We start from the raw sequence: 23,289 nt of genomic DNA, 5'->3' as shown, positions 1-23,289 counted from the left end.
ACGGTGCGCTGCTGCCTGTAGAGCCGAGCCCACGTTCGGCTGCTCTTCGCGACGGCGTCAGATGCATCCACCCCGCCGGCACTGAACCGAGTGTGGGCGCGGGCCTACAGGAAGGGAGCGACCGCTCCATATGCCTGCCCGGCATCACCTCATGCCCTCGCACCACGCAGCGCCACGCGTCTGCATCCGTAGCATCAAGCCATGCCCAGCCCACCCGCCGATCCCACCGCACCGCTCGTCGCCATCGTTGCCTGCCACGGCCAGGGGCTGTTCGAATTCGGCTGCGCGGTAGGCCTGTTCGCGCCTGTGCGGCCGGAACTCGGCGTGGCCTGGTACCGCACCCAGCTGTGCGCGGGTGAACCCGGTGCACTGCGCATGCTCGGCAATGCACAGGTGCAGCTGCCCTACGATCTCAGCACTGTTGATGACGCCGACATCATCGTCATTCCCGGATGGCGCGAACCCAGCGAACGCCCGCCGCAGGCACTGCTCGATGCACTCATCCGCGCCCACGCCCGTGGCGCACGCATCGCCTCGATCTGCTCTGGCGCCTTCGTGCTGGCCTGGGCCGGGCTGCTCGATGGCCGCCCGGCCACCACCCACTGGCGCCTCACCGAAGCGCTGGCACGCGACTTTCCGCGCATCGATGTGCGCGAAGACGTGCTGTACGTCGATACCGGCAACGTCATCACCTCGGCCGGCTCGGCCACCGGCATGGACATGATGCTGCACATGGTGCGCAAGGATTACGGCGCACGCGTGGCCAACCTGGTGGCCGAACGGCTGGTGCTGGCGCCATGGCGTGATGCCGAACGCAGCCAGCGTGTCAGCCGGGCCATTCCCAATGGCGAGCCCTCGCGTCTGGCAAAACTGATGGAATGGATGCGCCGCAACCTGCGCGAGCCGCACTCGCTGGGCAGTCTTGCCGAGCAGGCCGCGCTCAGCCAGCGCACGCTGCAGCGGCAGTTCCTGGAAGCCACCGGCCTGTCACCCATCGACTGGCTGATCCGCGAGCGCGTGGCATTCGCCCGCGAGCTGCTGGAAACCACCGACCGGCCGCTGCAGTGGATTGCCGAGCAGGCCGGCTTTGGTTCGCAGGAGTCGTTCCGCCGGCACTTCCGCAGCCAGGTGGACGCCAGTCCTACCCAATACCGCAGCCAGCATCGCGGCGGAATTGGCGCGGATCGGTTGGTGGGCTGCTGATCCAACGCATCACTCCCCGGTGATGCGTGAGGAAAGGCTCACGGCAGGCTATGGCGACCCACGTATAGTGACGGGCGTCACAAGAAGCCCCTTCCATGCTCCACGCATTTGCCTACTCCAGCCACATGTCGGCTGGGCTTTCCGATGAAATGCTCCGGCAGATCGTCTCCCGCTCTGCCACGTTCAACCGTCGCGTGGACGTTACCGGAGCGCTGCTCGTCGACGGGCAGCGGTTTTTCCAGTACGTCGAAGGTCCGCCCGACGGCCTGGAGGCGGTCAAGCACCGCATCCATGACAGTCGCTCGCATGCTGCCGTCGTGCCGGTACTGGACATGGCCATCAGCGCGCGTGCTGTTCCCTATTGGGCCATGACCCGCATCGACACCGGGCAGGTCGTGGTGTCCGGCCTGGTCAATGCGCGATGGGACGAATTTGGCCATGCCGTTCCGGGCATGGATCAGCTCGTCGGCCTGCTGCGTCCGCACTTTCCGCGCATCGGCCCGCTCAGTGCGCACCATGCGCCCGTCGGATCCAGCTGAACCGCCGCCTTGCGCGCGTAGTCCCACGCGGCCGCGTGCTCCCTGCAGACGTCATCATTCAAGCCGCGTTACCCATCGTTCCTGCCAGATCCACAGCATGCCTGTACCCGCTCAACCTTCAACGCAAACACGTGCCTCGCCCGCCGAGTTGTTCGAGGTCGTCGTCCTGCGTGCAGGCACGGCCCTGTTCGCGATCGACGTCCAGGCTGCCGTGGAAATACGCGGCCCCGAGACCTTCGGCCCCGCAGATCATCAGGGCCGGCGGACCCTGGAGGTACGGGGGCAGCCGTTGCCGGTAGCCGACCTGCGCAGGCTCAGCGGGCAACCGGCATTCGATGGCGGCAGCCCAGCCATGCTGTTGATCAGCGCCGGCACCGCAACCCTGGCGCTGGCGGTAGATGAAGTGCTGGAAATCGAAACACCGGACGCATCTCCAGACGCAGCCTCGCCGGCGCAGGGTCGACCGTTCAACTTCTGCAGCCGGCACGTTCGGGTGGATGCCACACGTTCGGCTGCGCTGATCGAACCGCAGTCGCTGCTGGCCGCGCTCGCGGTGCGGGACTGAGGCGCCTCTGCTCAAGGGCGCCTGCGAACCGGTTGAAACCGCATGCGCCAGCACTGCGCGGCAAAGCCGATCACAAACACCACCGTCAATCCCAGCAGCGTGTGCAGCACCACCGGCGCCATCGGCGCCGCAGCAATCGGATGCGCTGCCGGCAACCGTGTCAGCGTTTCATTCACGCCTGGCACCAGCGACAGCAGGAAGCTGAAGGACAGCGCAAATGTCGACAGGTAAGGTGCTGCGCCACCCAGCCAGCGCAGCCGGGCCGCCAGCACGCCGCCGAACGCCACCAGCAGCACGATCACTCCGAATGCGTGGCCCGGGTTGATCCCGCCCGTACTGGAGACGGTGAACGACGTTGCCACCGACAGCACCAGCCCAAGCAGGTACAGCTTGCCGGAGCGTGTCGCGGGGTCGATCGCGCGATGGCGAATGAAGGCATACAGGCCGGCGAACACCGGTACAAGGCTGACGACCGTATGGATCACGCCCAGCGTGGACAGAGAGTGCGACATGGAACATCTCCAAGGATTGATTGAACCTACTAGTAGGTAGACTTCTAGATCAAAGAAAAGGCCTACGTTGCCGCAGGCCCAGCACACATCCATCAGGCAGCCGCGCTCACCCGCGCGATGGCCAACCGTGCCAGCGCAGCAAACGTCGCCGCATCGCCGAAACCGCGCGCGGCCAGCATCGCGCCATGCACCGATGACATGAACGCCCTGGCCTCATCGGCCACCGAACCCTGCAGGCGCAGTTGACCCAGCGCCGCGCCCTTTTCCAACGTGAGCGCCAACCAGCCACTCAAATCCTCGAAATGCCCGCGTACTTCTTCGGCAATCTCCGCAGGGATCATCGGTGCCTCTGCCGCCAGCATCGCGCAGATGCAGAACGAAGACGTGCCACCGGCGATACAGCTGGACCAGTAGTCCACATAGGCGTTGAGCTCCTGCAACGGGTCGCCCAGCTGCCGGTCCAGCAGCGCCAGGCCCTCACGCGCCTCGGCCCGGTACAGCTCAACCACCGTGCGCACCAGATCCGCCTTGCTGGGGAAATGGTGGTGGATGCTGGCCTTGCTGATGTTCACCCGCGCCGACACGTCGGCGTAGCTGAAGCCGTTGTAGCCACCGGCCTCCAGCAGCGAACGGGCGTGGGCCAGGATCTCCTGGGCCTTGGGCGAGAGCGACTCTTTCATGCCGCCAACCTACTAGTAGGTTGAGACACTGTCAACTCCCCGCTGCTGCACTCGCCGGGCATGGCCCGGCGCTACCCACGCCCCGCTCAGTCCTCCTGTACCAGCTTGAACTCGCGCAGCAGGCCACCGATCTGGGTCTTGTCCAGCTTGTTCATCAGCAGGTTGCGCAGGAACGCGGGCCCGGGAATGTCCAGTTCCTTCCCATCACGCAGGCGTCCGGCGGCGGCCAGCAGCGAGCGCACGTCGTAGGTGGAATTGAACACCTCCGGCACGCCGCGTTCGATATCCAGCAACGTGTACACCGCTTCCATCGGCGTACGCACCGAATACTCGGTGGTGAAAATGCAGTCACGCTGCTTCGATTCGGCGAACTGGCCGATGAAGGCGAAGTTCACCGCCCCCTCCGGCACCACGTCAGGGCGATCACCGGCCTGGCGCGGCATGAAGAACGCGGTGATGTACGGCATCATCACCGGTACCGTCTTCGCACCGGTCGCGGCCAGCTCGTCGATCTCGTCCACCGGCACGCCCAGGTGATACAGCCATTCGCGCGTGATCTCCTCGCCGGTGCAGTCCTGCATCGGCTTCTTCACGTAGTCGCCGGGCGTATCCACGAACAACGAATACACCCAGACCACGATCTGGTCCTTGGGCTAGTTCTTGAAATGTGGCTGGCGATTCACCGTCCAGCTCATCAGCCAGCGCGAGTCGCGCACGCTGACGATGCCGCCGGTCACCACTTTGCCGCTGAAGGGATCGCGCTTGGCGATCTTCTGGATGTAGGCCGGAATGCGCGCATCCAGCGTGGTCACCGTTGCCGATTCCCACTTGGTTTCTGGAATGTGCGCGCCGAACACATCCGGACGCCCGAACGCGTCATCCTTCGCGGCAATGCGGCGCCACAGGTCCCAGGCAGGCGCCGGGCCTTCGTTCAGGCGTGCCGCAGTGTGGTGGTCGCCATTATCCGAGTTCTCGGTCAGCGAACCGATGGTCATTAACAGCAGATCATCCGCGCCAAGATCCACGCCACCGGCTACACCGTCATGCATCCAATGGATGCGCGTGGCCTGCTTGCGGTCCGGCTGCAGATCAAAGTCGACGTCGGTCACCTCGGTACCGTACTGGAACACCACGCCCTGGTCCTGCAACCACTTCACCAGCGGCAGCACCAGCGATTCGTACTGGTTGTACTTCGTGAACTTCAGCGCCGAGAAATCCGGCAGGCCGCCGATATGGTGGATGAAACGATGCAGGTACAGCTTCATCTCCAGCGCCGAATGCCACTCTTCGAACGCGAACATGGTTCGCCAGTACAGCCAGAAGTTGCTGTCCAGGAAATCACGGCCCAGTACTTCGTTGATGCGCTTGTTCTCCATCTCCTGACGGGTGGCCAGGAACAGCGCGATGATGTCCCTCTGTGCCTGCTCGGTCAGCGTGAACAGGCCATCGGTGTGTGCATCCTCGCCGCGATTGATGGTGGCGCGCTGCAGCGAATAGTTCGGGTCGTCCTTGTTCAACCAGTAGAACTCGTCCAGCACGCTGGCATCTTCGATCTCCAGCGACGGTATCGAGCGGAACAGGTCCCACAGGCACTCGAAATGATCTTCCATCTCGCGGCCACCACGGATCACGAAACCCTTTTCCGGCACCTTCAGGCCATCCAGCGCACCGCCAGGAATCTGCTGCTGTTCAAGAATGGTGATGCGTTCACCGGCCATGCGCCCATCGCGCACAAGGAACGCGGCGCCGGCCAGCGAGGCCAGCCCCGACCCCACAAACCAGGCGCGCTTGCCATCGACACCGGCGGGCTTGCGCGGGCGCGCAAAGGCTTCGTAGTTGCCACTGCTGTAGTACATGCGCTGCTCCTTCCTGGAGGGGGTGACCCCACTCTAGCGCCGAACCGATGTACCGATTCCTGCATGCATGCTGCGACCGAATGACGCAGCGGCGTCAGAGCTGGCGGCCCAGCAGCATGCCTGGCCAGCCGTCCACGTTGAACGGCGCAATTCGCGTGTAGCCGCAGGACTCATAGAAGCGCACCAGATCACCGCTGCCTCCGCCATAGCAGTCCACGCGCAGATGGTCGAGGCCGGCGGCGCGCGCCTGTTCATCGACAAACGCCATCAGGCGACGCCCAATGCCGCGCACGCGCGCATCACGCGAGGCCACCAATACCCGCACGTACAGCTCCGGCCCATCGGGCGCCGGCACATAGGGCATCGACTCGCCCAGCGCCAGGAACGCACGCACCTCACCCTGCTCGTTCTGGGCCACCCATGCGCCAGGCAGCGCGCACGCATCGGTCACCTGGGTGATCCGGCGTGGCACCGTGGACCATGGCTCGCTGCCCCATTGCTGCAGATTGCCGATCGACACGAACCATTCGATCACCTCGTCGAACAGCGCCAGCACCGCAGGGGCATCTGCCGCACTGGCGCGGCGGATGGTCAAGGTGTCCTTTCCTGTTTCAGTCATGCACGTACTCCTGTCAACGCGTCAATCAGCTGTCACGAGGATGCCGGCCAGCGGCCAGCACTACCAGGGTCGGAAGTCCCTGGGCCGGATTTGACATGCAGGCATTTACCTGCATATAGTCCATCCCAAGGGCGGCGCCTGCCGGCCCATCGCGAGGAACCTGCAATGGTGGATATCGCACACAGGGTCGGCATCAAGGCCCCCGCAAGCCAGGTGTATCAAGCACTGGCCACCCCTGAAGGCGTCGCCGCCTGGTGGGCCGAAGACACCCATGGCGACCGCGATACCGGCGGCACGGTCAGGGTGCGCTTCACGAACAACGACCAGGAAATCGGCGCCATGGAAATGCAGCTCGAACAGCTCATTCCCGGCGAACTCGTGCTCTGGAAGTTCCTGGTCGGCCCTGCCGAATGGATCGGCACCCACGTGCGCTTCGCGCTGAAGCAGGAAGGCGACTACTGCATCGTCCTGTTCACCCACGAAGGGTGGAAGGAACGCGTCGAGTTCACCTCCCACTGCAGCACCAAGTGGGCGGTCTTCCTGCTGAGCCTCAAGTCCCTGCTGGAAACCGGCAAGGGTCAGCCCAATCCACACGACATCAGGATCGACAACTGGAACTGAAGACGCCCCGCATGAATGCAGACAAGGTGTTCAAGGCACTGGCCGACCCCACGCGTAGAACGCTGCTGGACCTGCTTTGCGAAGACAACGGCCAGACCCTGGGCCAGCTCTGCGAACACCTGGACATGGCCCGGCAATCGGTCACCCAGCACCTTGGCCTGCTGGAAGACGCCAACCTGATCAGCACGGTGCGCCGTGGCCGCGAGAAGCTGCACTTCATCAACCCGGTGCCGCTGCATGAAGTCTACGAACGCTGGGTACGCAAGTTCGAGCAGCAGCGCCTGAGCCTGCTGCATGACCTGAAACGAGAGCTGGAAGGAGAATGACGATGTCCGTTGAATCGACCCGCTTCATCCACGTGATCTATATCGCCTCCACCCCACAGAAGGTGTTCGAGGCCATCACCCGCCCCGAGATCGCCAGCCGCTACTGGGGCCACGAAAACGTCTCGGACTGGAAGCCGGGCTCGCGCTGGCAGCACGTGCGTGCAAATGAAACGCGCTCGGTCGAGCTGGTCGGCGAAGTGGTGGAAAGCACCCCGCCCTCGCGGCTGGTCATCACCTGGGCCGCCGCCTCGCAGGCCGACAACCCGGACGCCTACAGCCGGGTCACCTTCGAGATCGTGCCCTACCAGGACATGGTGCGGCTGACGGTTACCCATGAGGAACTGGAACCCGGCAGCGGCATGGATACCGGCATCCGCCAGGGCTGGCCGATCGTGCTGTCGAGCCTGAAGTCGCTGCTGGAGACCGGCAAGGGGCTGGATGTGTTTGCGAAGCCGCAAGGGTAATGGTGGTACCAGCTGTGCACTAGCACTACCTTGGGAAAGCTCGATACAAGGCAGCATGCTGCAGATGCGGCAATATGCCAAGTAATCAAATTCACCTTTACGATCACACACCACTTCGACGCATGCTGCAACCACATAGGAAAATTCCTACGCCCAAATGAGAACCAATGCGCAGCCGCTCATCCTCGAATTATTGATACTGATTGCGCACATGCAGTGCACATCCGAATCAATCATCGAGCGCGGAGGCGACATGAAGTCGACGGCTTTTCTTGTAGTTATCATTCTAGGAGTGTGTTCCCAAGAAGCTAGATCCCAGGTGGCACCGGTCAATACGGGGTTAGGCGACTGCATAGATTTCATCATCTACGCATCTCCCACATTGACGGGACAGGTCAACTCAACACCCTATTCGTTTGCATACTCTTCGAGCTCCTACCTCGACAAGGCAAACGGAGTGGTGTACGTACAGAACTTCACATGCAATCCGCAAAGCCCGGACCTACCTGGGATCTACTCGCGCGTTTCTCAAGTCAGTCATGAGATGGGGCATGCAAACTTCGATGCCAGCTTTCCCCTGGGAACGCGAGAAGACTATATTGAAAAGGCATGCACCAATGAAGGCCGAGCCGTCCTCAATAACGCCACCGCACGAAGCGAAATACTAAACACAAGCGAAGGATATTCAGACATCGGCTTGGCAGCAGCGAATTCAGGCGCACTACTTGCACTTATCAACGCAGGCGGACAGAACCTAGACAAGCGCGTTGGTGATTTGTTTTGCGACACAAATGTCACCTCTACAACCGGTGTCAACTACAAAGTCCACTGGGGAAATGTGTATGATGAGCTGTACGGCCCCGAAGACGAAGAGGAGCAGTAATCGATGAAATTTCTCACGAGCGCTCTAGTACTTTCATTCGTAACGCTCTCCTCCGGCGTCTCGGCATCCGAACCCAAGGCAAGCCCAGACGCGCAGCAGAAGTTCTGGGCATTAACAGAGAGAATTGCCGTTGCACTTCCGGGTGATGGGCGAGATCTGCAGAAGCTTATTTCCCCTTCCGTTGCACGCAAGGATGTCTCCGAATCAAAGACCAGACAAGAACAGCGCGCCGTAATTGGCCCGTCACTGTTTGCCGATGACCTCGCAGTTGTGATGGGCAAGGACAATCGTGCCGATTCTGTTTCATTCGATCTCTCAGGCAGCTGCATACCCTTCTCCTCGGTCCGCAAGCGGTACCCCAGTATTCTGGTGCTAAATCACGCTGCGAGTGATCTCGAATGGAATACGCTCGGAACCCAAGTTGGAGATTCAGTTATTGCTTTCTGGTTCAAGGGCACGAAGTTTGGCTGCATGCGCAGAGTTGAAATCACCCCTGCTGCTACCACATTGTCACGACTCAACGTGGACTAAGAGCGGGCCTCAGGATCGCTTGCGGTCCTGAGGCTTGTCCCTTCCCGCGGCTAACAACCATGACTTGGCCGATGTACCAGTCGCCGGCTGAACGCCGCCCCCACGCTCACCCTCACCGAAACCGGTTCCGACCACGCTCCGACGCCGCCCGCCACAGCATCACCCGCAGACTCCCCAGGCGACGTTCGATGCGTGCTTCAGACGCAGATTCCCTGCACAGCAAAGTGGCGGCGGTCACCCTCGGCTTCTGGGTGATGAAGATCGCCGCCACCACGCTCGGCGAGACCGCCGGCGACCTGCTGTCGATGACGCTCAACCTGGGCTATATGGCCAGCTCGGCCATCCTGCTGACGGTCTTCGCCGGCCTGCTTACCCTGCAATTGTCGGCACGGCGCTTCCAGCCGGTGCTGTTCTGGTCGGTGGTGCTGGCCACCAGCACCGCAGGCACCACCCTGTCGGACCTGATCGACCGCACGCTCGGCCTGGGCTACGCCACCGGCGCCAGCCTGCTGGCCGGTTGCCTGGCGCTGGTGTTGCTGGCCTGGCGCATGTCAGAGAAGTCGATCTCGGTCAGCAACATCGCATCGCGCCGCGCCGAAGGCTTCTACTGGACCGCAGTGCTGTTCTCCAACACGCTCGGCACCGCGCTGGGGGATTTCCTCGCTGACGATTCCGGGTTGGGCCTCACCGGCGGCGCACTGCTGATCGGCAGCCTCATCGCGCTCACCGCACTGGCCAGCCGCATCAAGGGCATCAACCGGGTCATCCTGTTCTGGATCGCCTTCGTGCTCACCCGCCCGTTCGGCGCCACCTTCGGCGACCTGCTCACCAAGCCGCTGGAAAAGGGCGGCCTGGGCTTCGGTACGGTCGGCTCGTCGCTGGTGCTGTTCACCATCCTGTTAACGCTGGCGACGCTGCAGCGGCGCACCCAACCGGCCAGCTAACGCGCGGTCCAGCCCCCATCCACCGGCAGCGCCGTGCCGGTGATCTGGGCAGCGGCATCCGAGGCCAGGAACACCACCATCCCGCCCAACTGCTCGGGCGTCACGAACTGCAGCGAAGGCTGCTTCTCAGCCAGCAGCGCGCGAGCGGCGGACTCCTGATCCGTGCCTTCCTTCTCCGCCAACGCGGTGATCTGCTGCTCGACCAGCGCCGTTCGCACCCAGCCCGGGCAGATGGCATTGGCGGTGATGCCGGTGCCCGCATTCTCCAGCGCGGTCACCTTGGTGAAGCCCACCACGCCGTGCTTGGCTGCTACATAGGCGGACTTGTTCACTGAGCCGACCAGCCCGTGCACCGACGCGATGTTGATGATGCGGCCAGCGCCCTGCTGCTTCATGTGCGGCAAGGCCGCCGCCGTTGCATGGAACACCGCCGACAGGTTCAGCGCCAGGATCGCATCCCATTTTTCGACCGGGAATTCCTCGATCGATGCGGTGTGCTGGATGCCCGCGTTATTCACCAGGATGTCGATGCGGCCCATCTTTGCCACGGCGCGGTCGATCATCGCGCGCACCGCCTCGCCCCGGGAAAGGTCCGCGCCATCGTGCGCCACCCGTACACCGAACTCGGCTTCCAGGCGGGTACGGATGCGTTCGATCTCCGCCGCATCGCCGAAGCCATTCAGCACGATATCGGCGCCCTTCCGCGCCAGCGCCGTGGCAATGCCAAGGCCAATACCGCTGGTGGAGCCGGTGACCACCGCAACCTTTCCAGAGAACATGGGCGAGCTTCCGTTGGGTGTAGGCTGCCAGTGTACCTTCACGGGCCAACTCCCTTTAACTGGCGTCCCATGACGACCCACAGCTAGAAGCGGATGCCCGCCCGATCAACGGTCGCCAGCGGATTGGCCTTCCGCACCGCCTCAAGGAACAGCAGGAAATCCCGATTGAACAGCGTCAGGTTGTTGGTGAACGTCACGCACTTTCTGCCCGATGCTTTGCTGAAGCACACCTGCCAGACATAGCGCCCATAGATCCTGTCGGACGTTCGTGTGACTGAGGTGATCTGCGAAAGCGGAACCGCCGTAGGCACCGGCCCACGCTGCAGGTAAAAGGACGCCGCATCGAAGAAGTAGTGCTCGCGATCCTCTTTGCCATCCACCATCACCAAGGTCATGGACCTGCCGGAAATCCGGCGCGGAGCATGCAAACGCAGCCCCGAGTTCACGGACGAGCGAGCACTTGCTGCCATTCGCCGAAGGGTGAACCAGAGGATCACCAACGGAAGTGCCGCAAGGACAATGAAACCTACGGTCTTCAAAACAGTTTCCAGCGTGCTGGGCACACAGATCTCCAGGATGAACGTTCAGGCGATGCCCAAGTAGATCCACGCCATGCGTGGATGCTCTCCCTCAGCGCCCCATCACTTCCAGTGATCCGGCCCCAGGAACGGCAGGCTCAACACAAACACCGGAACCGCCACAGGGATCAACGCGGCCCCCAGCACCTTGCCCGCCGCCGAACCCACACCCGGCTTGTCCTCCCTCTCCGGCAGGATCCGCTGCGCGCGCGCATTGATCGGCTGTGCCAGCTTCCCCTTCTCTGCCAGTGCCGCAGCATCCGGCAACTGCACCCGCTCGCCGTCGCCCTCGAACAGCGCGCTGTAATAGCTGCCGCCCTTCCTTGAAAGATTGCAAGCCCGGTCAAACGCCAGCGCGTAACGGGTCCGGTCCATCGGCAGGTAGTAGCGCGCCCGCTCCTCCACGGCCTTGGCCTCACGCGAGGGGACCTCAATCCGCTCCAGCTTGAACTGCGCGGCCTGCTCCGCCGTCACCTGCTCCGGCCGCAGCAGCAGCGCATAGCTGCCGTGCACCTTGGCCTTGTTGGCCGGGTCGCGCCAGTCTTCATGGAAGTACATCTGCGCGCAGGCCACCGCCTCGCGCAGCGGGCTGTCCATGAGCGCGCGGTACTCGCGGAACGGTGCGGCATTGAAGCGCATCGGCTCGTCATAGCGCGGCAACAGGTACAGCTGGCCGTCGTCGGCGACGAACGCACTGGTGATCTCGCGGCTTGAGGCGTGCTCCTCCGGGCCACTGGCACAGCCGGACAGCAAGCCAAGGCACAGGGCGGAGAGGATGAAGAAGGACGTTCGCATGTCGTGTTCGAGGGCTTCCCTGGGAAAACGGCCCCTCCCGAAGGGACGAGGCAAGCCCGTCATGGTGCCATGTCGGCCTTGCCATGCCCAATCAAACTGCTGGAGATCGAGCGGGTTCAAGCCGCTGGCGCTGGTCGGCGTGATATATTGAGTGCGCTTGGACATCCATGTTCAGTGACGTTCCTGGATCAGTCTGGAACGAGCGCAACAGGTACATCCCCGTTCGGCCTTTCCGTAGCGCTTGGGGATTATCCAACCACCAGCGCGCCAGATTGCTCCTTGGTTGGCGAAATGAGCCAGCGGCTGCGGGCCGTGCGTCTTGCCCAAGGGCCAGGTCAGCCACCCGGAAGGCCTTTGAAGAAGCGCCGCGACATAAGCCGCATTTCCAGCATGCCGATTACGGCATCCGTGGGTCGCCGGCCCCTTCAGCCGTGCCGGCGCAGTCGGCATCGCGATTGCTGCCACGTTTGTCGCATTCGCCAAACACTTTGCCCCGCTACTGGGGAACCGATGAAGAAGAAAGCCCACTCTTGAGAGGAGAGCGCGTAAATGAACGCTGATGATGTGAAGTCAATACCGATGATGGACCCGCTCGCGAACCAGCACACCGGTGGATCGAGTGCATCCAGACGCACCATCTACGTAGATCTTGATGGCGTAATGGCCGACTTCGACGCGGCATTTCCCGCCCTGTTTGGCCTGGACCACCGCGTGCTTGCCGACGATGAAATGTGGAGGCACATCAACAACCACCCATCATTCTTCCGCGACCTTCCGCCAATGCACGGTGCAGTGGAGTTCTTCCACAGCATCCACCACTTGAACCCGGTGATTCTCACTGCCTGCCCGAAATCGAACTATCCACTCGCTGCCATGCAGAAGCGGCAGTGGGTCCGCGAGCACCTGTCAGCAACCTGCCTGGTGTTGCCTGTGCTCGGCGGCAGGCACAAGCCTCTTTTCATGCACCAGCCAGGCGATGTTCTGATCGACGATTTCGAAGCGAACTGTGATGCCTGGACAGCGGCCGGAGGCGTAGCGATCCGGCACGCCGGCGATTGGACCGCGACGCGTCACGCGCTGTCCCAGATTGAAGATCTGTCAGGGGGGCTCGCGAAGGGCTGATGCCCTCTCTTCCGACCACGTTGGCACTTCCATAGACAGGCCGAGGCGCTGGCCCCTCGGCCCAGGGCTGGCAACCTGCTGCGCAGCCCCGCCCTACTTCAACCGCTCCACCAACCGCTGCCCCACTTCCAGCGCCGAAGCCGGGTTCTGCCCGGTAATCAGCTCGCGGTCCACCACCACATGCCCGGTCCACGGCGCGGTGTTGCTACTGAACTTCGCACCCGCACGCTGCAGCGCCGTCTGCGGGTAGAACTTCATCTCACCGCCGCCCAGCAGCGGCTTGGCCTGCGCTTCTTCCTGGTTGCTGATCACCGTCATCTGGTAGCCGCTGTAGATCCACTTCGGCGTGGCCGGCATCGCACCGGCTTCCAGCTTTGCCACGAAACCCGCAGCATCCGGCAGCGTGGACAGCAGCGCGATCGGCCCGTGGCAGACCAGCGCGGTGGTCTTGTTGCGCTGGTGGAAGTCGGCCAGCAGCCGGCCCAGCGCCGCGCTCTTCAGCAGGTCCTGCATCGGCGCGTGGCCACCGGGAATGTAGACCGCATCGAAACGCGCGTAGCCCTGCTGCTCGACGCGCGCCAGGCTGACCACCGGCGAGGCCGTCGGCGAGGTCAGTGCCAGTTTCTCCATCAGGTTCTTGTGCAGCGTCAGCTGCGCGGCATCGTTGCCGAAGTACGCCGGCGTCACCGAGGACGCATCCACCGTGGGCGCCCGCCCCTGCGGCGTGGCGAAGGTCACCTCGTGGCCCGCGTCCAGCAGCAGCTTGACCGGCTGCATCAGCTCGTTGAGATAGAAGCCGGTGGACAGTACCTTGCCGTCCTTCAGGTCCAGGTGGTTTTCGTCGGACAGCACCACCAGCACATTGGCGGCATGCGCACCGCTGGCGGCCAGGGTCAGGGCCAGCGCTGCGGCCAGCCGGGTCATCAGGTTCATGGGGAGCTCCTATCGGGGAATGGCCGCCACTTTATTCATCACCCCAGCGGCGATAAATTGGCTCCATCGCAAAACATCTGTTCCCCGGAGAGCCAAATGAGCCGCAAGTTCGACTACCTGGGCGATGTGGAGGTGTTCCTGGCGGTGGTCGAGCACGGCTCGTTCACGGCCGGCGCGGTGGCGCTGTCCACCACGCCCTCGGTGCTGAGCCGCGCGGTCACCCGCCTGGAAGCGCGGCTGGGCCGGCAGTTGCTGCAGCGGACCACCCGCCGCGTGGGCCTGACCGACGCCGGGCGGCTCTATCTGGAACAGGTGCGCACCGCCTTTGGCCTGCTGGACGACGCCGAGCGCGACGTACTGGCCCAGGACGGTGCGCTGGCCGGCCGCGTGCGCCTGAGCGTGCCCACCACCTATGGCCACTACCGGCTGCCGCCCGTGCTGGCGCGCTTTGCGCAGCAGTACCCGCAGGTGCAGGTGGAACTGAACATCACCAACCGCAACGTGGACCTGGTGGCCGAAGGCTTCGACCTGGCCATCCGCCTGGGCCAGCTGCCGGACAGCGGGCTGGTGGCACGCAAGCTGGAAGACGCGCCGCTGCTGCTGGTCGCCGCGCCGGACTATCTGCAGCGCCACGGCACGCCGCAGACGCTGGACGACCTGCAGCAGCACCTGTGCCTGCCCTTCGTGATGCCGCGCACCGGCCGGCTGGCGCCGTGGATCTTCCGCGACGACGGGCGCGACGTGGACTGGCTGCCGCGCTCGTCCATCGAAACCTCCGACGATGTGCTGGGCGTGGTGTCGCTGGCCGAACAGGGTATTGGCATCTGTCAGAGCTATGAGTTCATCGTGCGCGAGCGATTGCAACGTGGGCAGCTGGTGGAAGTGCTGCCTCAGCTGCGGGGGCGGTCGCGGCCGTTCTCGGTGATCTATGCGCCGCATCGGCGGCAGTCTGCGGCGGCAAGGGCGATGATTGAGTTGCTGGTGGGGAATGCGGCTGAGGCTGGCGTCGGCTGAAGCCGGGGGCTTGTTAACGGTGTCGGGTTTGAACCGATTTTCGAGGTGTGCGGCTGATCGCACGCCGTTGATTGGCGAGGCGGACTAAGAACTGTTGCAAAGAAGGCTGTCGCGCTATTCGCTTGTGGCGTGGGCGATTGCGCCAGTTTGAATCGCCATCAGCAGAGCAGCTGCGCGAATGCGTCTGCTAGCGTCGCGTGCTGCACGGATGGTGCGTGCAACAATAGTTCTTCGCTCTCGGATTCCGCGATTCCTTCGCGAATTTCTATTGGCATTCGAAGCAACTGCGTAACCAACATGACGTGCCACCGACAACGGGTGGCTCCGGGTCTGCAAACCCGCGATGAGCAACGACTGTTGTTTACGCTTGCCCGTCGGCACCGTCCTTAACCGGTGCCGGCGGGCAATCCGTCGGCCTATCTGGCGGGCGGTGCGTGGGGGTCTTCGGACCCACCGGTCATTCGTTGCTTCATCCCGGTTTGCAGCCACGCATCGTCCGCCACCCCGCTACGCGGTGGCGCTGTTAAGCACAGCCACGGAAGCCGACGCCATGAACGAATCCGACACCTTCTCCTCGTACACCGTCGTTGAGCCCATCAACGACGACACTCCCCTGCCCGACCTGAACTCCCTGCTCGGCATCCTCAAGCGCATGCGTGGCTGCGAGGGAGCCGATGGGCACCCGTGGCCAGAGACCGACGTGTCACCCGGCCGTCGCGTGAGCCTGGCCAGGAGCGAGCGCGCGATGGTGGGGGCACTCACGGTGCTGGAACTGCTGCACGCGGCAGACCGCTGCCGGGTTGCAGCGGAGCCGGAGCGGCATTTGGATGAGGGGGTTGTTGATGGGTTGTTTTTGGCTTGCCGGGGACTAGCTGAGTGGGCTTGTCATGGGATCAGACCAGAGTAGTTTCCCTTGGCAGCGCAGATCACTGCTAACAAGCCCAGCGCCCGCTTCCGGCCAGAAGCGGTCGCTTGAGTTACAAAACACAGCGCACAAGGGGGGGGGGCGTAGTCAGAAAATCGAGACCGTGACACGATCTGGTTTCGTGCGGTTACCTGCGACGATTGGGCGTAGCACCGAGGCTCACCCCGGTCGCATGCGACCATTCGGACTTATGATCTTAAGATGAGAGAAAATAATCGCATGAAACTCCCGCCAATGTTCGACGGCGTCAAAGATGGTTCAGTAGTTTGGAGGCGCATTTCAGACATCGACCACGAGCTACTCGGCTACTTCCTGACGTGCCATCTATTGATCGAGCACTATATGGATGAGTATGTGAAGGTGACTCTTCCTCAGCTAGATTGGGAGAAGTCCAGGCTTACCTTCGGGCAGCGGATTAGCTTGCTGAGATGGGAGGTCCTGGTACGTGAACAGAAGTATGACCCGATCCCTGCAATCAAGCACATGAATACACTTCGGAATAAGATCAGTCACCGGCTGGAAATAAAGCTCGACACCGAGGCACTATTGCCACTCGTTGATTACATGCAGAAGGTGACCCACCCTCGTCCATTTGAGGTCCCAGCCCACCCCAAAGAACTGCTTGAAACGTTCGTGGGAACGTGCTGCGCTACGTTTGCGAGTCACTTATCCTTTCAGCATCGAAATCCACCGAACAACTAGAGTCGGCTATACTGTGCTGTCTAGCGCGGGCACGTCTTCTTTCAGCCAGGAGCGGTCGATCGACCCTTGAATCACCACGACCAGCGAAGCGAGTTCCGTTTGAATGAATCGCTAGACCCCGTCACCAGGCACCCAGTTGTCAGCCAATATGAGAACATCATGACCTAGTGCCAGCAATTTGTCCCGAAACGTGTGCACGTGAGACGCGCCGCAAATGAAGACAACCGGGAAGTGATCCGAAGCTACTAATCTTGAAACCCAAAAATTTTCGCGGATGTCATACGAACGACGAACTTGGGCCTCGACCTCATCAGGGTCTCTGCCAGCGAAAAATCCGGCAAGCTCAATTTCATTGCGCTGTTGAATGCCTAGCCGCTCCCTGTCTTCAGGCGATGGGTCAGCCAAGTCATGAGCGATGCCGAGCTCCCCTGCAATGTGTTGGGCCACGGACTGCGCCAAGCCATTCTCAGCCAGACCAGCACTGCTCATCTCTTCAGCAATTAGAACTACATTCTTTGTGACAATCACCTGCCGCAGGTAGTCGCGAAAAGCATCGATGGCATCCGGGGGAACGTTGGGAGTGGCACGCTGAAATTCATGACTTGTGCCGACGATCAGCACAGCGGGCATAGGGGCTTAACTCCTTAAGCCGAGCAGCGAAGCGGCTTCGACTTGAATGAATTGTTAAAGGTCGCCCTAGTAGCCCAAGGCATCACGCACTCTTGCTCGGTCCGCGGCAATCTCTCCTGAGAGCTTTGTATGTGACGGCTCATCAAGCGGTAGCGCAAGAGGAACCTTGAAAGTGAGGCGGTTGGTAGCAGCACTGGAATTGGCAGACTGACCTCCCGCTCCAAGCGAAAGGATAGTGGCGACATTGAGCTTGGCTTGAGCGCTTGTCCCGGTGTTCTCTGCGACAGAAACCGCAACATCAAAGTCGACTAGGAAGACGTGGTGTAGATCGTCGACCGAGGAGAAATAAGAATTGCCGCCCTTCAAAGGATTCTGAGTTGCTGGGTTGACAATGCCACCCAAGGCGCGCACGTCAATCTGTGCATCCTTGACGCCTGTGGCAATCTGCACAAGGGTTTCCCTTACGAATTCCTTTAGATCCATAAAGCACTCCAATTACCCAATAGACGGACCCTTGGCTCCGGCGATACGACTTGCTCAAAAAGCAACGACTGACGAACATCTTCTTTCAATCAATTTGTTTTTAGGGCGATTGGGTCCGGCTAACAAGCCGGCGTGCGACCGGACCCAAATAGGCATGCGGCCCGGTTAGGCTTGGGCCTCAAGTTCGACTTCATGGAAGTAGCCCTCGCCTTTCTTTGCGCCTGAAATCCAAGTGCAGTAATAGCTGCCATCTGCGACATGTCCAATGTTGACAAGCTCATTGTGTCTATTGGATGGGGGAAGCTCTGTGATAGCCCGAGCCACAACAACCATTTTCCTCGGCTTCCTATCCGACTTGTGCACGACGGGGTCGCCTGACTTGAACGACATGCTTGCTTCTCCTTAACTCGCCCAACCACCCAATAGACAGACCTGTCGGCCCGGTTATGAGACTTACCCACAGAACGCCGCAAGGTGGGTTTTCCTTGACTCAGCTAGATCTTAGCGCCGCAGGGTCCGGCTAACAAGCCAGTGAGTAATCGGACCCAGCGGCAGCCTCAGTTGCCGCGCCGATAGGCGCAATGTCTGCTATCAGTCGCATCACACCCAGCTTCTCGAGCTAGGCGAACGCTGGCCAATCCCTCTACCAGGAGTTGACCATGGTAATTTTTCATACACCTGAACCCTTCGAACCCTGGAAAAAAGGAAAGCTAGTCGGCCAGAAGGCCCCACTGAAGCTGAAAGACATTTGGGCTACCCGGATCAGATGTTCCATCATTACAAGAGCTGATGTCTTTCCACTTCCCCAAGACCGCTCAATAGAAATTACAAATCCCGCGGTAGATGAGACCCGATCCAGCGCGCTTGTTGCAGCCGCTGCAAAGCAACTTCGCTGAAGTCTATCCCGCTCAATTGCAGCGACACCGGCAAGAGCCTCATCTGGACTGACCGCGCCCATTGCTTGATTCATCGGTGAATCCGTCCTTAGACCTTCCCTCAAGTGGGCAGATACGATATCTAACGATGCGAGGGGCGCTGCTCGGCTGACTTTAGAAACCTGCTACAACAAGGGCGCCTCTCGGCGCCCTCGTTCTTTCAACTCACTCCCACTCTATTGTCAGCAGAGTGATATTTCTCTTACACATCTATTTCCTGCATATCACCGAAACCATGATGCCATGAGAAATGCCATGAAGTGCAAGCTACGGCCATACTCTCCCCTTTAATGCCTTAACCGACGTCGGATACCGGCTTCAGTATCTTGTTGTTCAGCTTCACGCTCATACGTACTGACCATTGACATCAGCAACGATGACGACACGAAGGGATGCGTAAATTGCAAGGCGTCGACCCAGGCGCGATATTTGTCTGCAAGTTCCCGCTCCTGTCCACCGCCTTCCCCGCGCCAATGGACGCCGCGCGCGTTGTATAAACCCGTATGTGCGCCGCTGCTGATGTCCTCGGACCGCAGGTCCTCCATCACATCGCGAACGGCTTCGTTCGGCCACACGCCATCCTCGCCAGCCGGTGCGTTAGAGAATAACTTTCCAAGGCACACGTCCGCGATCTCCGCGCGGTCGACTTCAGCACAAGACCGCCTTACCGTTGCAACCCATTCTGCGAGCTTTTCCTGCTGTTCCTCTTTATTTACTTTGTCTTGACCAGGGATACGTTCAATGGCTTCAAGGAGGCGGTACCCGCGCTGTGCCAAATGCTCGCGACCTTCTGTAACGCGAAACTCGGCGGGATCTTCGCCACGGTCCTTGCGCTTATAGGCCCACACTACAGCCTGCACGAACAGTTCAGGATGTTCCTCAATGTAGCGCTCAAGGTTTGGAATCTGCTGCTGGCCTCCTCCTCGGAAAGAGCGAGCCAGAACCTCTAAATATGCGAACTCCAGTCCAGCTTTTTCCTCTAGAGTGAGGTCTGAGTTTCGATTGAGAAGCTGGAAGGCGCGCTGCACATCGTAGTCGTGCAGCTGGTAATCTCCAACTTTATCCTGGCTACTTTTCGCCATAGCAGATAGCATCTGCACAAGGAGGGCCGGGTGTATTTCTTCGAGCTTGAAATGCATCGACGCGAAGGCTGCCCTAGGACGTTCGACTTCAAGCAGGCGGCGAACGCTCTCGTTGTTTTCCTCAGGCGAGTCAAATGAATATTGCGGAACCACTTCAACCCAGTACCGACTCCGAGCTTCAGCCGAAAGTTGATCTACAAGCTCCCACGTAGAAGCCCGGTAAGGCGAAAGGAGCAAGAGACGGAGCGCTTCCTCTTCGGCAACTTTACCCCGAAGGCTCGCATATATGGCCATTCTCCCATCCTCGTCCAACGACCAGAGCGCCCCGGCGACGATACCATCACGACCCGAATAATTTTCAGCCTGACGCAGGCATTGCAAGATCAAATCTTCAATCTGCTCGTCGGTAAGTATGCCGGACACTAGATGAGCGCCGATTTGGCGTTGGGAATTTCCTTTTTCAGAGAGCGCGAGAATGCCCGGAATACCTCGTTCTTGCACAATGTCTGTCAGGGCTTCAACGCGGAGCTTTTCTATGCGCTGCTCACGCGCTCGGAAGTCCATCTCGTCTCCTGCGAGTTCGTCCGCCGACTCCTCAACCCATCCCTGGCGAAATAGCCACTCATACTTGTTCACAATGTCCTTGGGCTGCAACTCGGCATAGACTGCCTTGGCTTTTTCCGTCAGGCCCGCTTTGCCTTCCTCATTGACCTTTTTACGCCCCCGGCGAGAGAGAACAGTCACACGAATTTTCTCGCGTATCTTCGCAACTTCCTCGTCAAGAGCGCCCGCGTTGCGCCACTCGTCGATGATGTCCCATACGCGCGCCTGATCCTCCGACGCGAGTGCATGCAGCCTTGACACAAGGTCACATAACATCTCGACAGTGTAGGACGGCCTGCTTAGCGCGACTTTCACGATCTCTCTGACGAATGCATGGATCGGTCCCCATGTCTTGAAAGGCTCCCCGAATCCGTAGCCGTCAGGACGCCACTTCGGCTTATGGCTATAGCCGCCCACGCGACTGCCATAATCACCGAACTGCTGGAGACAAACCCTCCACCCGACCGTTGGGTGCTTATCCAAAAGCATGTTAACCGCCTTCAGGCGCATCTCGTGGTTTGCCGCCGTCTGTGGCATCCATGCACGAAGAATGGAGCCAAGCGATTCGATAGGCTTATTTGCCCAGTTATCGTTAATCTCCACCTCAGAAAGCTGACCCAGAATCTTCACTACCCGCGGAAAGGTGGTCGGATTCCAAGCAAGTCCTTCGAGAGCCCAAAGCAGTCCAGTGCGCGGACATGAACCAAAAAGCCCGGTATCGGCAGGTCTTAGCAAACCCGTGACTTCAGACTTTTCTGCTCGCAGATCACGCTCGATGATATCAAGGAACTCAGCGGGAGCAGCTTCTGCATAAAGCGGAAGGTCGCGCCCGTTAGCCTCTAGCTTTCTAGTTGTTACAGGGACAAGAAGATCACGCACGATTTTCGCGGATTCAAATTCCCCATCAAAGCCAAGATGCTTCCCGAAGAGATTCTTGCCGTACACAGACAGCAAAACCAAAGTCTCGGAAATGCCTTCTCGCACTGCCCCAGAGAACTCTCGTCTTTTGCCATGCATGGCCGCCGCCCAACGATCTTCCTCGGGCAAGTCGAGGGCAGGATCATCTTCACCCAGTACAGTCCGCGCAACGTCAAGAAAGCGGTCAAGATCGACCTTTGAGACCGCGCCCGCAATTGCGAAGAGGGAGTCGATTTTCGAAATCACCCCCCGGTACCCACCAATTGACCAGACTGGAGAGTCGTTGAGCCGCAACAAATCAAGAATGCGCTTTTCCAACACCTCAAAAGGTGCCTCAGCCAGGTGGGACAGAATAGTTCGATCCGCCTTGTTCTGGGCGTCCCATGCGCCAACAAGAACAAGCGGAACAAGCCCCGATGCGATTCTTGGATCTTCAGCCCAAGCAGGTGTGTGGATTGCCGGAATATTCGAGAGTTGACGTCGAAGAACCGTCAACGAACGCCCCGAGGCGTTAGTTAGTTTCGCTATGTCATCGCGCGATTTTCCCATCGCTTCCAGAGCTTTAGTGAACGGCTCGAACCCGAGCGGCTCCAACACGACATGAGGCTCCACGCTAGTAGCATTGCGGGGATAAACAACAATGGTTCGCAGCAATGTGCTGTAGGGCCCAAGCTCACGCTCCACTTCCCGCGTATGGGCTACTGCAATGAAATCGGTCGTGCCTTGGGCGAGTTTCGGCAGTACTCCTGCCTTGTCAAACACCAACACCCGATCCCTATACTGTTCAAGCTCGGGGATTGCCAGGACTTGATTTAAAAACGCCAGCGCCTCTTCAACGGAGTCAGCCGCTATTACTAAGGGGTTCGCATCGTCTTTCGCTAGGAATGATTGGATCCTTCCGTTCCACGCCTCGTTCGCCGTAGCAAAAAGAGAAGGATGAAGCACGGGGGCCGCTACGTTTGCCCAATCGCTCCAGCAACGCTCCAGGGTTCTGACACCATTAGAAGGCCGATCCGTCTGGTTCGCAAACCAGGTCTGGGCCGCGAGTGATTGCTCCATCCACTGCTCAAGATCACTGGCGTCGTATGCACGAATGTCTTTCCAGAGCTTCTTGCCCTTCATTTCCGCGATCCAGGCAGCCTTACCCGGCCACCGTCGTGGAGTGACAAAAACAAACGTAATATTTGCTCTTTCAGCGCTCTTGATCGCCCGGACGCTTTTTGCAAAATCCCCGTCTGCCTTGGCCTTAACGTCCGCGGTGACACCGAATTCCCACCCAGAGGCGCCAGAAGGTATCCAGGGCGTGCCGGAACTAGCCTCAATGAAGCCGTCCCAGCCGGCACGCTCCGCATCGTCGTTACCGGGGAAATCCACTTTCTGAAGATCGCGACCCGTGGAGTGAATGAGCGTTCGCAGCAGCACCGACAGCTTAGTGCGTGCAAGAATTGTCGTTGCAAACCAATTTACGAGATCGTTGGCCTGGACATTCAAAAAAGGAGGCACGTAAGTGCGCGCCTTTTGAGCTGCGCCTGCCGTTTTATCAGCTTGCGCATCATATTCTGTCTGAAAATCGAGAATGGCCTTGGCGGAAATCCCGAAAGCACGTTGGAGACGTGCCGCCATATCGGGCGTTGCAGATACCTTCCCATTGAGGAAATTCGATAAGCCCGGACGGCTAACGCCGATCAACCTCGCCACCTCAGTAACCGTGAGCCCGCGAGGATCAAGGACATTTTTCCGAACATAGGACCCGGGATGAAGGGGGAGGGAATTATCAGTCATGGCCTGCGCCTCACCGTAAAGTGTAAAGTTACACCTTACACCTTAGCGCCCAAGCCGATCCCTTGCAATGTCGGTTCCAGCCGAGACGTTATCGGTCGCCGCCTGCGCACCTCTGCGGCGGCCGCAGCCGGAGGACACCCCCGGTCATAGCAGCGCCCGCCAGTGCCCGCCCTGCGATAGCACCCGCGCTTACGGCTCCGCCACCGGACCGAGAATAGAAAAAGCCCGCAGTTACGCGGGCTTAGAGGTGCTTTCGTGCTGTTTG

General features: G+C 60.5%; 23 protein-coding genes and 1 pseudogene. 12 read left to right on the top strand and 12 right to left on the bottom strand.

The genetic code is table 11. The annotated features are described in order from the left end of the window. The first annotated feature begins 201 nt into the window (after nucleotides 1–201). The 3 genes from ftrA (at nucleotide 202) to ACS0OT_RS08670 (ending at nucleotide 2,307) form a co-directional block, all read left to right on the top strand. Nucleotides 202–1,203, top strand: a complete 1,002-nt coding sequence (gene ftrA / locus ACS0OT_RS08680) for a transcriptional regulator FtrA (protein ID WP_235649933.1) — start codon at nucleotides 202–204, stop codon at nucleotides 1,201–1,203. Nucleotides 1,204–1,298: 95 nt separating this feature from the next. Beyond that, nucleotides 1,299–1,742 (top strand): BLUF domain-containing protein, encoded by a 444-nt coding sequence (locus ACS0OT_RS08675; RefSeq protein WP_235649934.1) that lies wholly within the window; start codon nucleotides 1,299–1,301, stop codon nucleotides 1,740–1,742. 97 nt (nucleotides 1,743–1,839) lie between these two features. Next, nucleotides 1,840–2,307: a chemotaxis protein CheW gene (locus tag ACS0OT_RS08670; RefSeq protein WP_065185142.1), complete on the top strand. Its 468-nt coding sequence runs from the start codon at nucleotides 1,840–1,842 to the stop codon at nucleotides 2,305–2,307. 11 nt (nucleotides 2,308–2,318) lie between these two features. Here ACS0OT_RS08670 and ACS0OT_RS08665 read toward each other — a convergent pair whose 3' ends face one another. From ACS0OT_RS08665 to ACS0OT_RS08650, 4 genes and pseudogenes are all read right to left on the bottom strand, one after another. Next, nucleotides 2,319–2,819, bottom strand: a complete 501-nt coding sequence (locus tag ACS0OT_RS08665; RefSeq protein ID WP_442256426.1) for a hypothetical protein — start codon at nucleotides 2,817–2,819, stop codon at nucleotides 2,319–2,321. A 92-nt stretch (nucleotides 2,820–2,911) separates the two neighbouring features. After that, complete coding sequence (locus ACS0OT_RS08660) at nucleotides 2,912–3,499, bottom strand: TetR/AcrR family transcriptional regulator (protein WP_442256251.1); 588 nt, start codon at nucleotides 3,497–3,499, stop codon at nucleotides 2,912–2,914. An 86-nt stretch (nucleotides 3,500–3,585) separates the two neighbouring features. Further along, nucleotides 3,586–5,355, bottom strand: a pseudogene (locus tag ACS0OT_RS08655) (oleate hydratase). A 94-nt stretch (nucleotides 5,356–5,449) separates the two neighbouring features. After that, on the bottom strand, nucleotides 5,450–5,974 hold the full coding sequence (locus tag ACS0OT_RS08650) for a GNAT family N-acetyltransferase (RefSeq protein ID WP_442256249.1): 525 nt from the start codon (nucleotides 5,972–5,974) through the stop codon (nucleotides 5,450–5,452). Nucleotides 5,975–6,139: 165 nt separating this feature from the next. Here ACS0OT_RS08650 and ACS0OT_RS08645 point away from each other — a divergent pair, with 165 nt between their 5' ends. The 6 genes from ACS0OT_RS08645 to ACS0OT_RS08620 all read left to right on the top strand — a co-directional run bounded on the left by ACS0OT_RS08645 (nucleotide 6,140) and on the right by ACS0OT_RS08620 (nucleotide 9,743). After that, nucleotides 6,140–6,595 carry an SRPBCC family protein gene (locus tag ACS0OT_RS08645; protein ID WP_442256247.1) on the top strand — a complete coding sequence of 152 codons (456 nt, stop codon included), beginning with the start codon at nucleotides 6,140–6,142 and terminating at the stop codon, nucleotides 6,593–6,595. 11 nt (nucleotides 6,596–6,606) lie between these two features. Next, nucleotides 6,607–6,921 carry an ArsR/SmtB family transcription factor gene (locus ACS0OT_RS08640; protein ID WP_005416268.1) on the top strand — a complete coding sequence of 105 codons (315 nt, stop codon included), beginning with the start codon at nucleotides 6,607–6,609 and terminating at the stop codon, nucleotides 6,919–6,921. Nucleotides 6,922–6,923: 2 nt separating this feature from the next. After that, entirely contained in the window at nucleotides 6,924–7,385 is a 462-nt protein-coding gene (locus ACS0OT_RS08635) for an SRPBCC family protein (protein WP_442256245.1), read from the top strand. 157 nt (nucleotides 7,386–7,542) lie between these two features. Further along, a complete protein-coding gene (locus tag ACS0OT_RS08630) occupies nucleotides 7,543–8,268 on the top strand; it encodes a hypothetical protein (protein ID WP_442256243.1) in 726 nt (241 codons plus the stop codon). 3 nt (nucleotides 8,269–8,271) lie between these two features. After that, complete coding sequence (locus ACS0OT_RS08625) at nucleotides 8,272–8,799, top strand: hypothetical protein (RefSeq protein ID WP_262219623.1); 528 nt, start codon at nucleotides 8,272–8,274, stop codon at nucleotides 8,797–8,799. A gap of 188 nt (nucleotides 8,800–8,987) precedes the next feature. Further along, nucleotides 8,988–9,743 (top strand): COG4705 family protein, encoded by a 756-nt coding sequence (locus ACS0OT_RS08620; RefSeq protein WP_262219624.1) that lies wholly within the window; start codon nucleotides 8,988–8,990, stop codon nucleotides 9,741–9,743. Here the strand turns inward: ACS0OT_RS08620 and ACS0OT_RS08615 are convergent. From ACS0OT_RS08615 to ACS0OT_RS08605, 3 genes are all read right to left on the bottom strand, one after another. Further along, the gene (locus tag ACS0OT_RS08615; protein WP_262219625.1) at nucleotides 9,740–10,522 is read right to left on the bottom strand and encodes a 3-hydroxybutyrate dehydrogenase; all 783 of its coding nucleotides are present in this window, start codon (nucleotides 10,520–10,522) and stop codon (nucleotides 9,740–9,742) included. The two genes, ACS0OT_RS08620 and ACS0OT_RS08615, sit on opposite strands and share 4 nt — an antisense overlap. Nucleotides 10,523–10,605: 83 nt before the next feature. Continuing rightward, nucleotides 10,606–11,085 carry a hypothetical protein gene (locus ACS0OT_RS08610; protein ID WP_262219626.1) on the bottom strand — a complete coding sequence of 160 codons (480 nt, stop codon included), beginning with the start codon at nucleotides 11,083–11,085 and terminating at the stop codon, nucleotides 10,606–10,608. Nucleotides 11,086–11,163: 78 nt separating this feature from the next. Continuing rightward, a complete protein-coding gene (locus tag ACS0OT_RS08605) occupies nucleotides 11,164–11,895 on the bottom strand; it encodes a hypothetical protein (protein ID WP_262219743.1) in 732 nt (243 codons plus the stop codon). Nucleotides 11,896–12,444: 549 nt separating this feature from the next. Between ACS0OT_RS08605 and ACS0OT_RS08600 the strand changes: the two genes are divergently transcribed. Beyond that, complete coding sequence (locus tag ACS0OT_RS08600; protein ID WP_262219627.1) at nucleotides 12,445–13,017, top strand: 5' nucleotidase, NT5C type; 573 nt, start codon at nucleotides 12,445–12,447, stop codon at nucleotides 13,015–13,017. A 93-nt stretch (nucleotides 13,018–13,110) separates the two neighbouring features. Here ACS0OT_RS08600 and ACS0OT_RS08595 read toward each other — a convergent pair whose 3' ends face one another. Beyond that, a complete protein-coding gene (locus ACS0OT_RS08595) occupies nucleotides 13,111–13,950 on the bottom strand; it encodes a type 1 glutamine amidotransferase domain-containing protein (RefSeq protein ID WP_262219628.1) in 840 nt (279 codons plus the stop codon). Between the two features lie 96 nt (nucleotides 13,951–14,046). On the opposite strand from ACS0OT_RS08595, the gene ACS0OT_RS08590 reads away from it, so the two are divergent. Together ACS0OT_RS08590 and ACS0OT_RS08585 are read left to right on the top strand one after the other, a co-directional pair. Beyond that, on the top strand, nucleotides 14,047–14,964 hold the full coding sequence (locus tag ACS0OT_RS08590) for a LysR family transcriptional regulator (RefSeq protein ID WP_197600476.1): 918 nt from the start codon (nucleotides 14,047–14,049) through the stop codon (nucleotides 14,962–14,964). Nucleotides 14,965–15,514: 550 nt separating this feature from the next. Further along, a complete protein-coding gene (locus ACS0OT_RS08585) occupies nucleotides 15,515–15,871 on the top strand; it encodes a hypothetical protein (protein WP_442256239.1) in 357 nt (118 codons plus the stop codon). Between the two features lie 831 nt (nucleotides 15,872–16,702). Here ACS0OT_RS08585 and ACS0OT_RS08580 read toward each other — a convergent pair. The 4 genes from ACS0OT_RS08580 to ACS0OT_RS08565 form a co-directional block, all read right to left on the bottom strand. Further along, nucleotides 16,703–17,221: a hypothetical protein gene (locus ACS0OT_RS08580; protein ID WP_414607379.1), complete on the bottom strand. Its 519-nt coding sequence runs from the start codon at nucleotides 17,219–17,221 to the stop codon at nucleotides 16,703–16,705. Nucleotides 17,222–17,287: 66 nt separating this feature from the next. Further along, a complete protein-coding gene (locus ACS0OT_RS08575; RefSeq protein WP_414607380.1) occupies nucleotides 17,288–17,704 on the bottom strand; it encodes a hypothetical protein in 417 nt (138 codons plus the stop codon). A 670-nt stretch (nucleotides 17,705–18,374) separates the two neighbouring features. Next, nucleotides 18,375–18,662, bottom strand: a complete 288-nt coding sequence (locus tag ACS0OT_RS08570) for a P-loop NTPase fold protein (protein WP_442256424.1) — start codon at nucleotides 18,660–18,662, stop codon at nucleotides 18,375–18,377. Nucleotides 18,663–18,926: 264 nt separating this feature from the next. Then, nucleotides 18,927–23,024 carry a HigA family addiction module antitoxin gene (locus ACS0OT_RS08565; RefSeq protein WP_442256236.1) on the bottom strand — a complete coding sequence of 1,366 codons (4,098 nt, stop codon included), beginning with the start codon at nucleotides 23,022–23,024 and terminating at the stop codon, nucleotides 18,927–18,929. Nucleotides 23,025–23,289: the final 265 nt, after the last annotated feature.

It is taken from the genome of Stenotrophomonas maltophilia group sp. RY12688, assembly GCF_052149045.1.
Taxonomy (GTDB): Bacteria; Pseudomonadota; Gammaproteobacteria; order Xanthomonadales; family Xanthomonadaceae; genus Stenotrophomonas; species Stenotrophomonas sepilia.
The sequence above is the reverse complement of the archived record's forward strand: the minus strand, read 5'-3'. Positions and strand labels throughout refer to the sequence as shown.

What these genes read in the sequence shown, in the direction of transcription:
- ACS0OT_RS08565 (WP_442256236.1), bottom strand. Translation starts at nt 23,024, where the DNA reads ATGACTGATAATTCCCTCCCCCTTCATCCCGGGTCCTATGTTCGGAAA.
- ACS0OT_RS08585 (WP_442256239.1), top strand. Translation starts at nt 15,515, where the DNA reads ATGAACGAATCCGACACCTTCTCCTCGTACACCGTCGTTGAGCCCATC.
- ACS0OT_RS08615 (WP_262219625.1), bottom strand. Translation starts at nt 10,522, where the DNA reads ATGTTCTCTGGAAAGGTTGCGGTGGTCACCGGCTCCACCAGCGGTATT.
- ACS0OT_RS08595 (WP_262219628.1), bottom strand. Translation starts at nt 13,950, where the DNA reads ATGAACCTGATGACCCGGCTGGCCGCAGCGCTGGCCCTGACCCTGGCC.
- ACS0OT_RS08580 (WP_414607379.1), bottom strand. Translation starts at nt 17,221, where the DNA reads ATGCCCGCTGTGCTGATCGTCGGCACAAGTCATGAATTTCAGCGTGCC.
- ACS0OT_RS08645 (WP_442256247.1), top strand. Translation starts at nt 6,140, where the DNA reads ATGGTGGATATCGCACACAGGGTCGGCATCAAGGCCCCCGCAAGCCAG.
- ACS0OT_RS08635 (WP_442256245.1), top strand. Translation starts at nt 6,924, where the DNA reads ATGTCCGTTGAATCGACCCGCTTCATCCACGTGATCTATATCGCCTCC.
- ACS0OT_RS08630 (WP_442256243.1), top strand. Translation starts at nt 7,543, where the DNA reads ATGAGAACCAATGCGCAGCCGCTCATCCTCGAATTATTGATACTGATT.
- ACS0OT_RS08670 (WP_065185142.1), top strand. Translation starts at nt 1,840, where the DNA reads ATGCCTGTACCCGCTCAACCTTCAACGCAAACACGTGCCTCGCCCGCC.
- ACS0OT_RS08600 (WP_262219627.1), top strand. Translation starts at nt 12,445, where the DNA reads ATGAACGCTGATGATGTGAAGTCAATACCGATGATGGACCCGCTCGCG.
- ACS0OT_RS08590 (WP_197600476.1), top strand. Translation starts at nt 14,047, where the DNA reads ATGAGCCGCAAGTTCGACTACCTGGGCGATGTGGAGGTGTTCCTGGCG.
- ACS0OT_RS08570 (WP_442256424.1), bottom strand. Translation starts at nt 18,662, where the DNA reads ATGGGCGCGGTCAGTCCAGATGAGGCTCTTGCCGGTGTCGCTGCAATT.
- ACS0OT_RS08620 (WP_262219624.1), top strand. Translation starts at nt 8,988, where the DNA reads ATGCGTGCTTCAGACGCAGATTCCCTGCACAGCAAAGTGGCGGCGGTC.
- ACS0OT_RS08640 (WP_005416268.1), top strand. Translation starts at nt 6,607, where the DNA reads ATGAATGCAGACAAGGTGTTCAAGGCACTGGCCGACCCCACGCGTAGA.
- ACS0OT_RS08625 (WP_262219623.1), top strand. Translation starts at nt 8,272, where the DNA reads ATGAAATTTCTCACGAGCGCTCTAGTACTTTCATTCGTAACGCTCTCC.
- ftrA (WP_235649933.1), top strand. Translation starts at nt 202, where the DNA reads ATGCCCAGCCCACCCGCCGATCCCACCGCACCGCTCGTCGCCATCGTT.
- ACS0OT_RS08665 (WP_442256426.1), bottom strand. Translation starts at nt 2,819, where the DNA reads ATGTCGCACTCTCTGTCCACGCTGGGCGTGATCCATACGGTCGTCAGC.
- ACS0OT_RS08660 (WP_442256251.1), bottom strand. Translation starts at nt 3,499, where the DNA reads ATGAAAGAGTCGCTCTCGCCCAAGGCCCAGGAGATCCTGGCCCACGCC.
- ACS0OT_RS08605 (WP_262219743.1), bottom strand. Translation starts at nt 11,895, where the DNA reads ATGCGAACGTCCTTCTTCATCCTCTCCGCCCTGTGCCTTGGCTTGCTG.
- ACS0OT_RS08650 (WP_442256249.1), bottom strand. Translation starts at nt 5,974, where the DNA reads ATGACTGAAACAGGAAAGGACACCTTGACCATCCGCCGCGCCAGTGCG.
- ACS0OT_RS08575 (WP_414607380.1), bottom strand. Translation starts at nt 17,704, where the DNA reads ATGGATCTAAAGGAATTCGTAAGGGAAACCCTTGTGCAGATTGCCACA.
- ACS0OT_RS08675 (WP_235649934.1), top strand. Translation starts at nt 1,299, where the DNA reads ATGCTCCACGCATTTGCCTACTCCAGCCACATGTCGGCTGGGCTTTCC.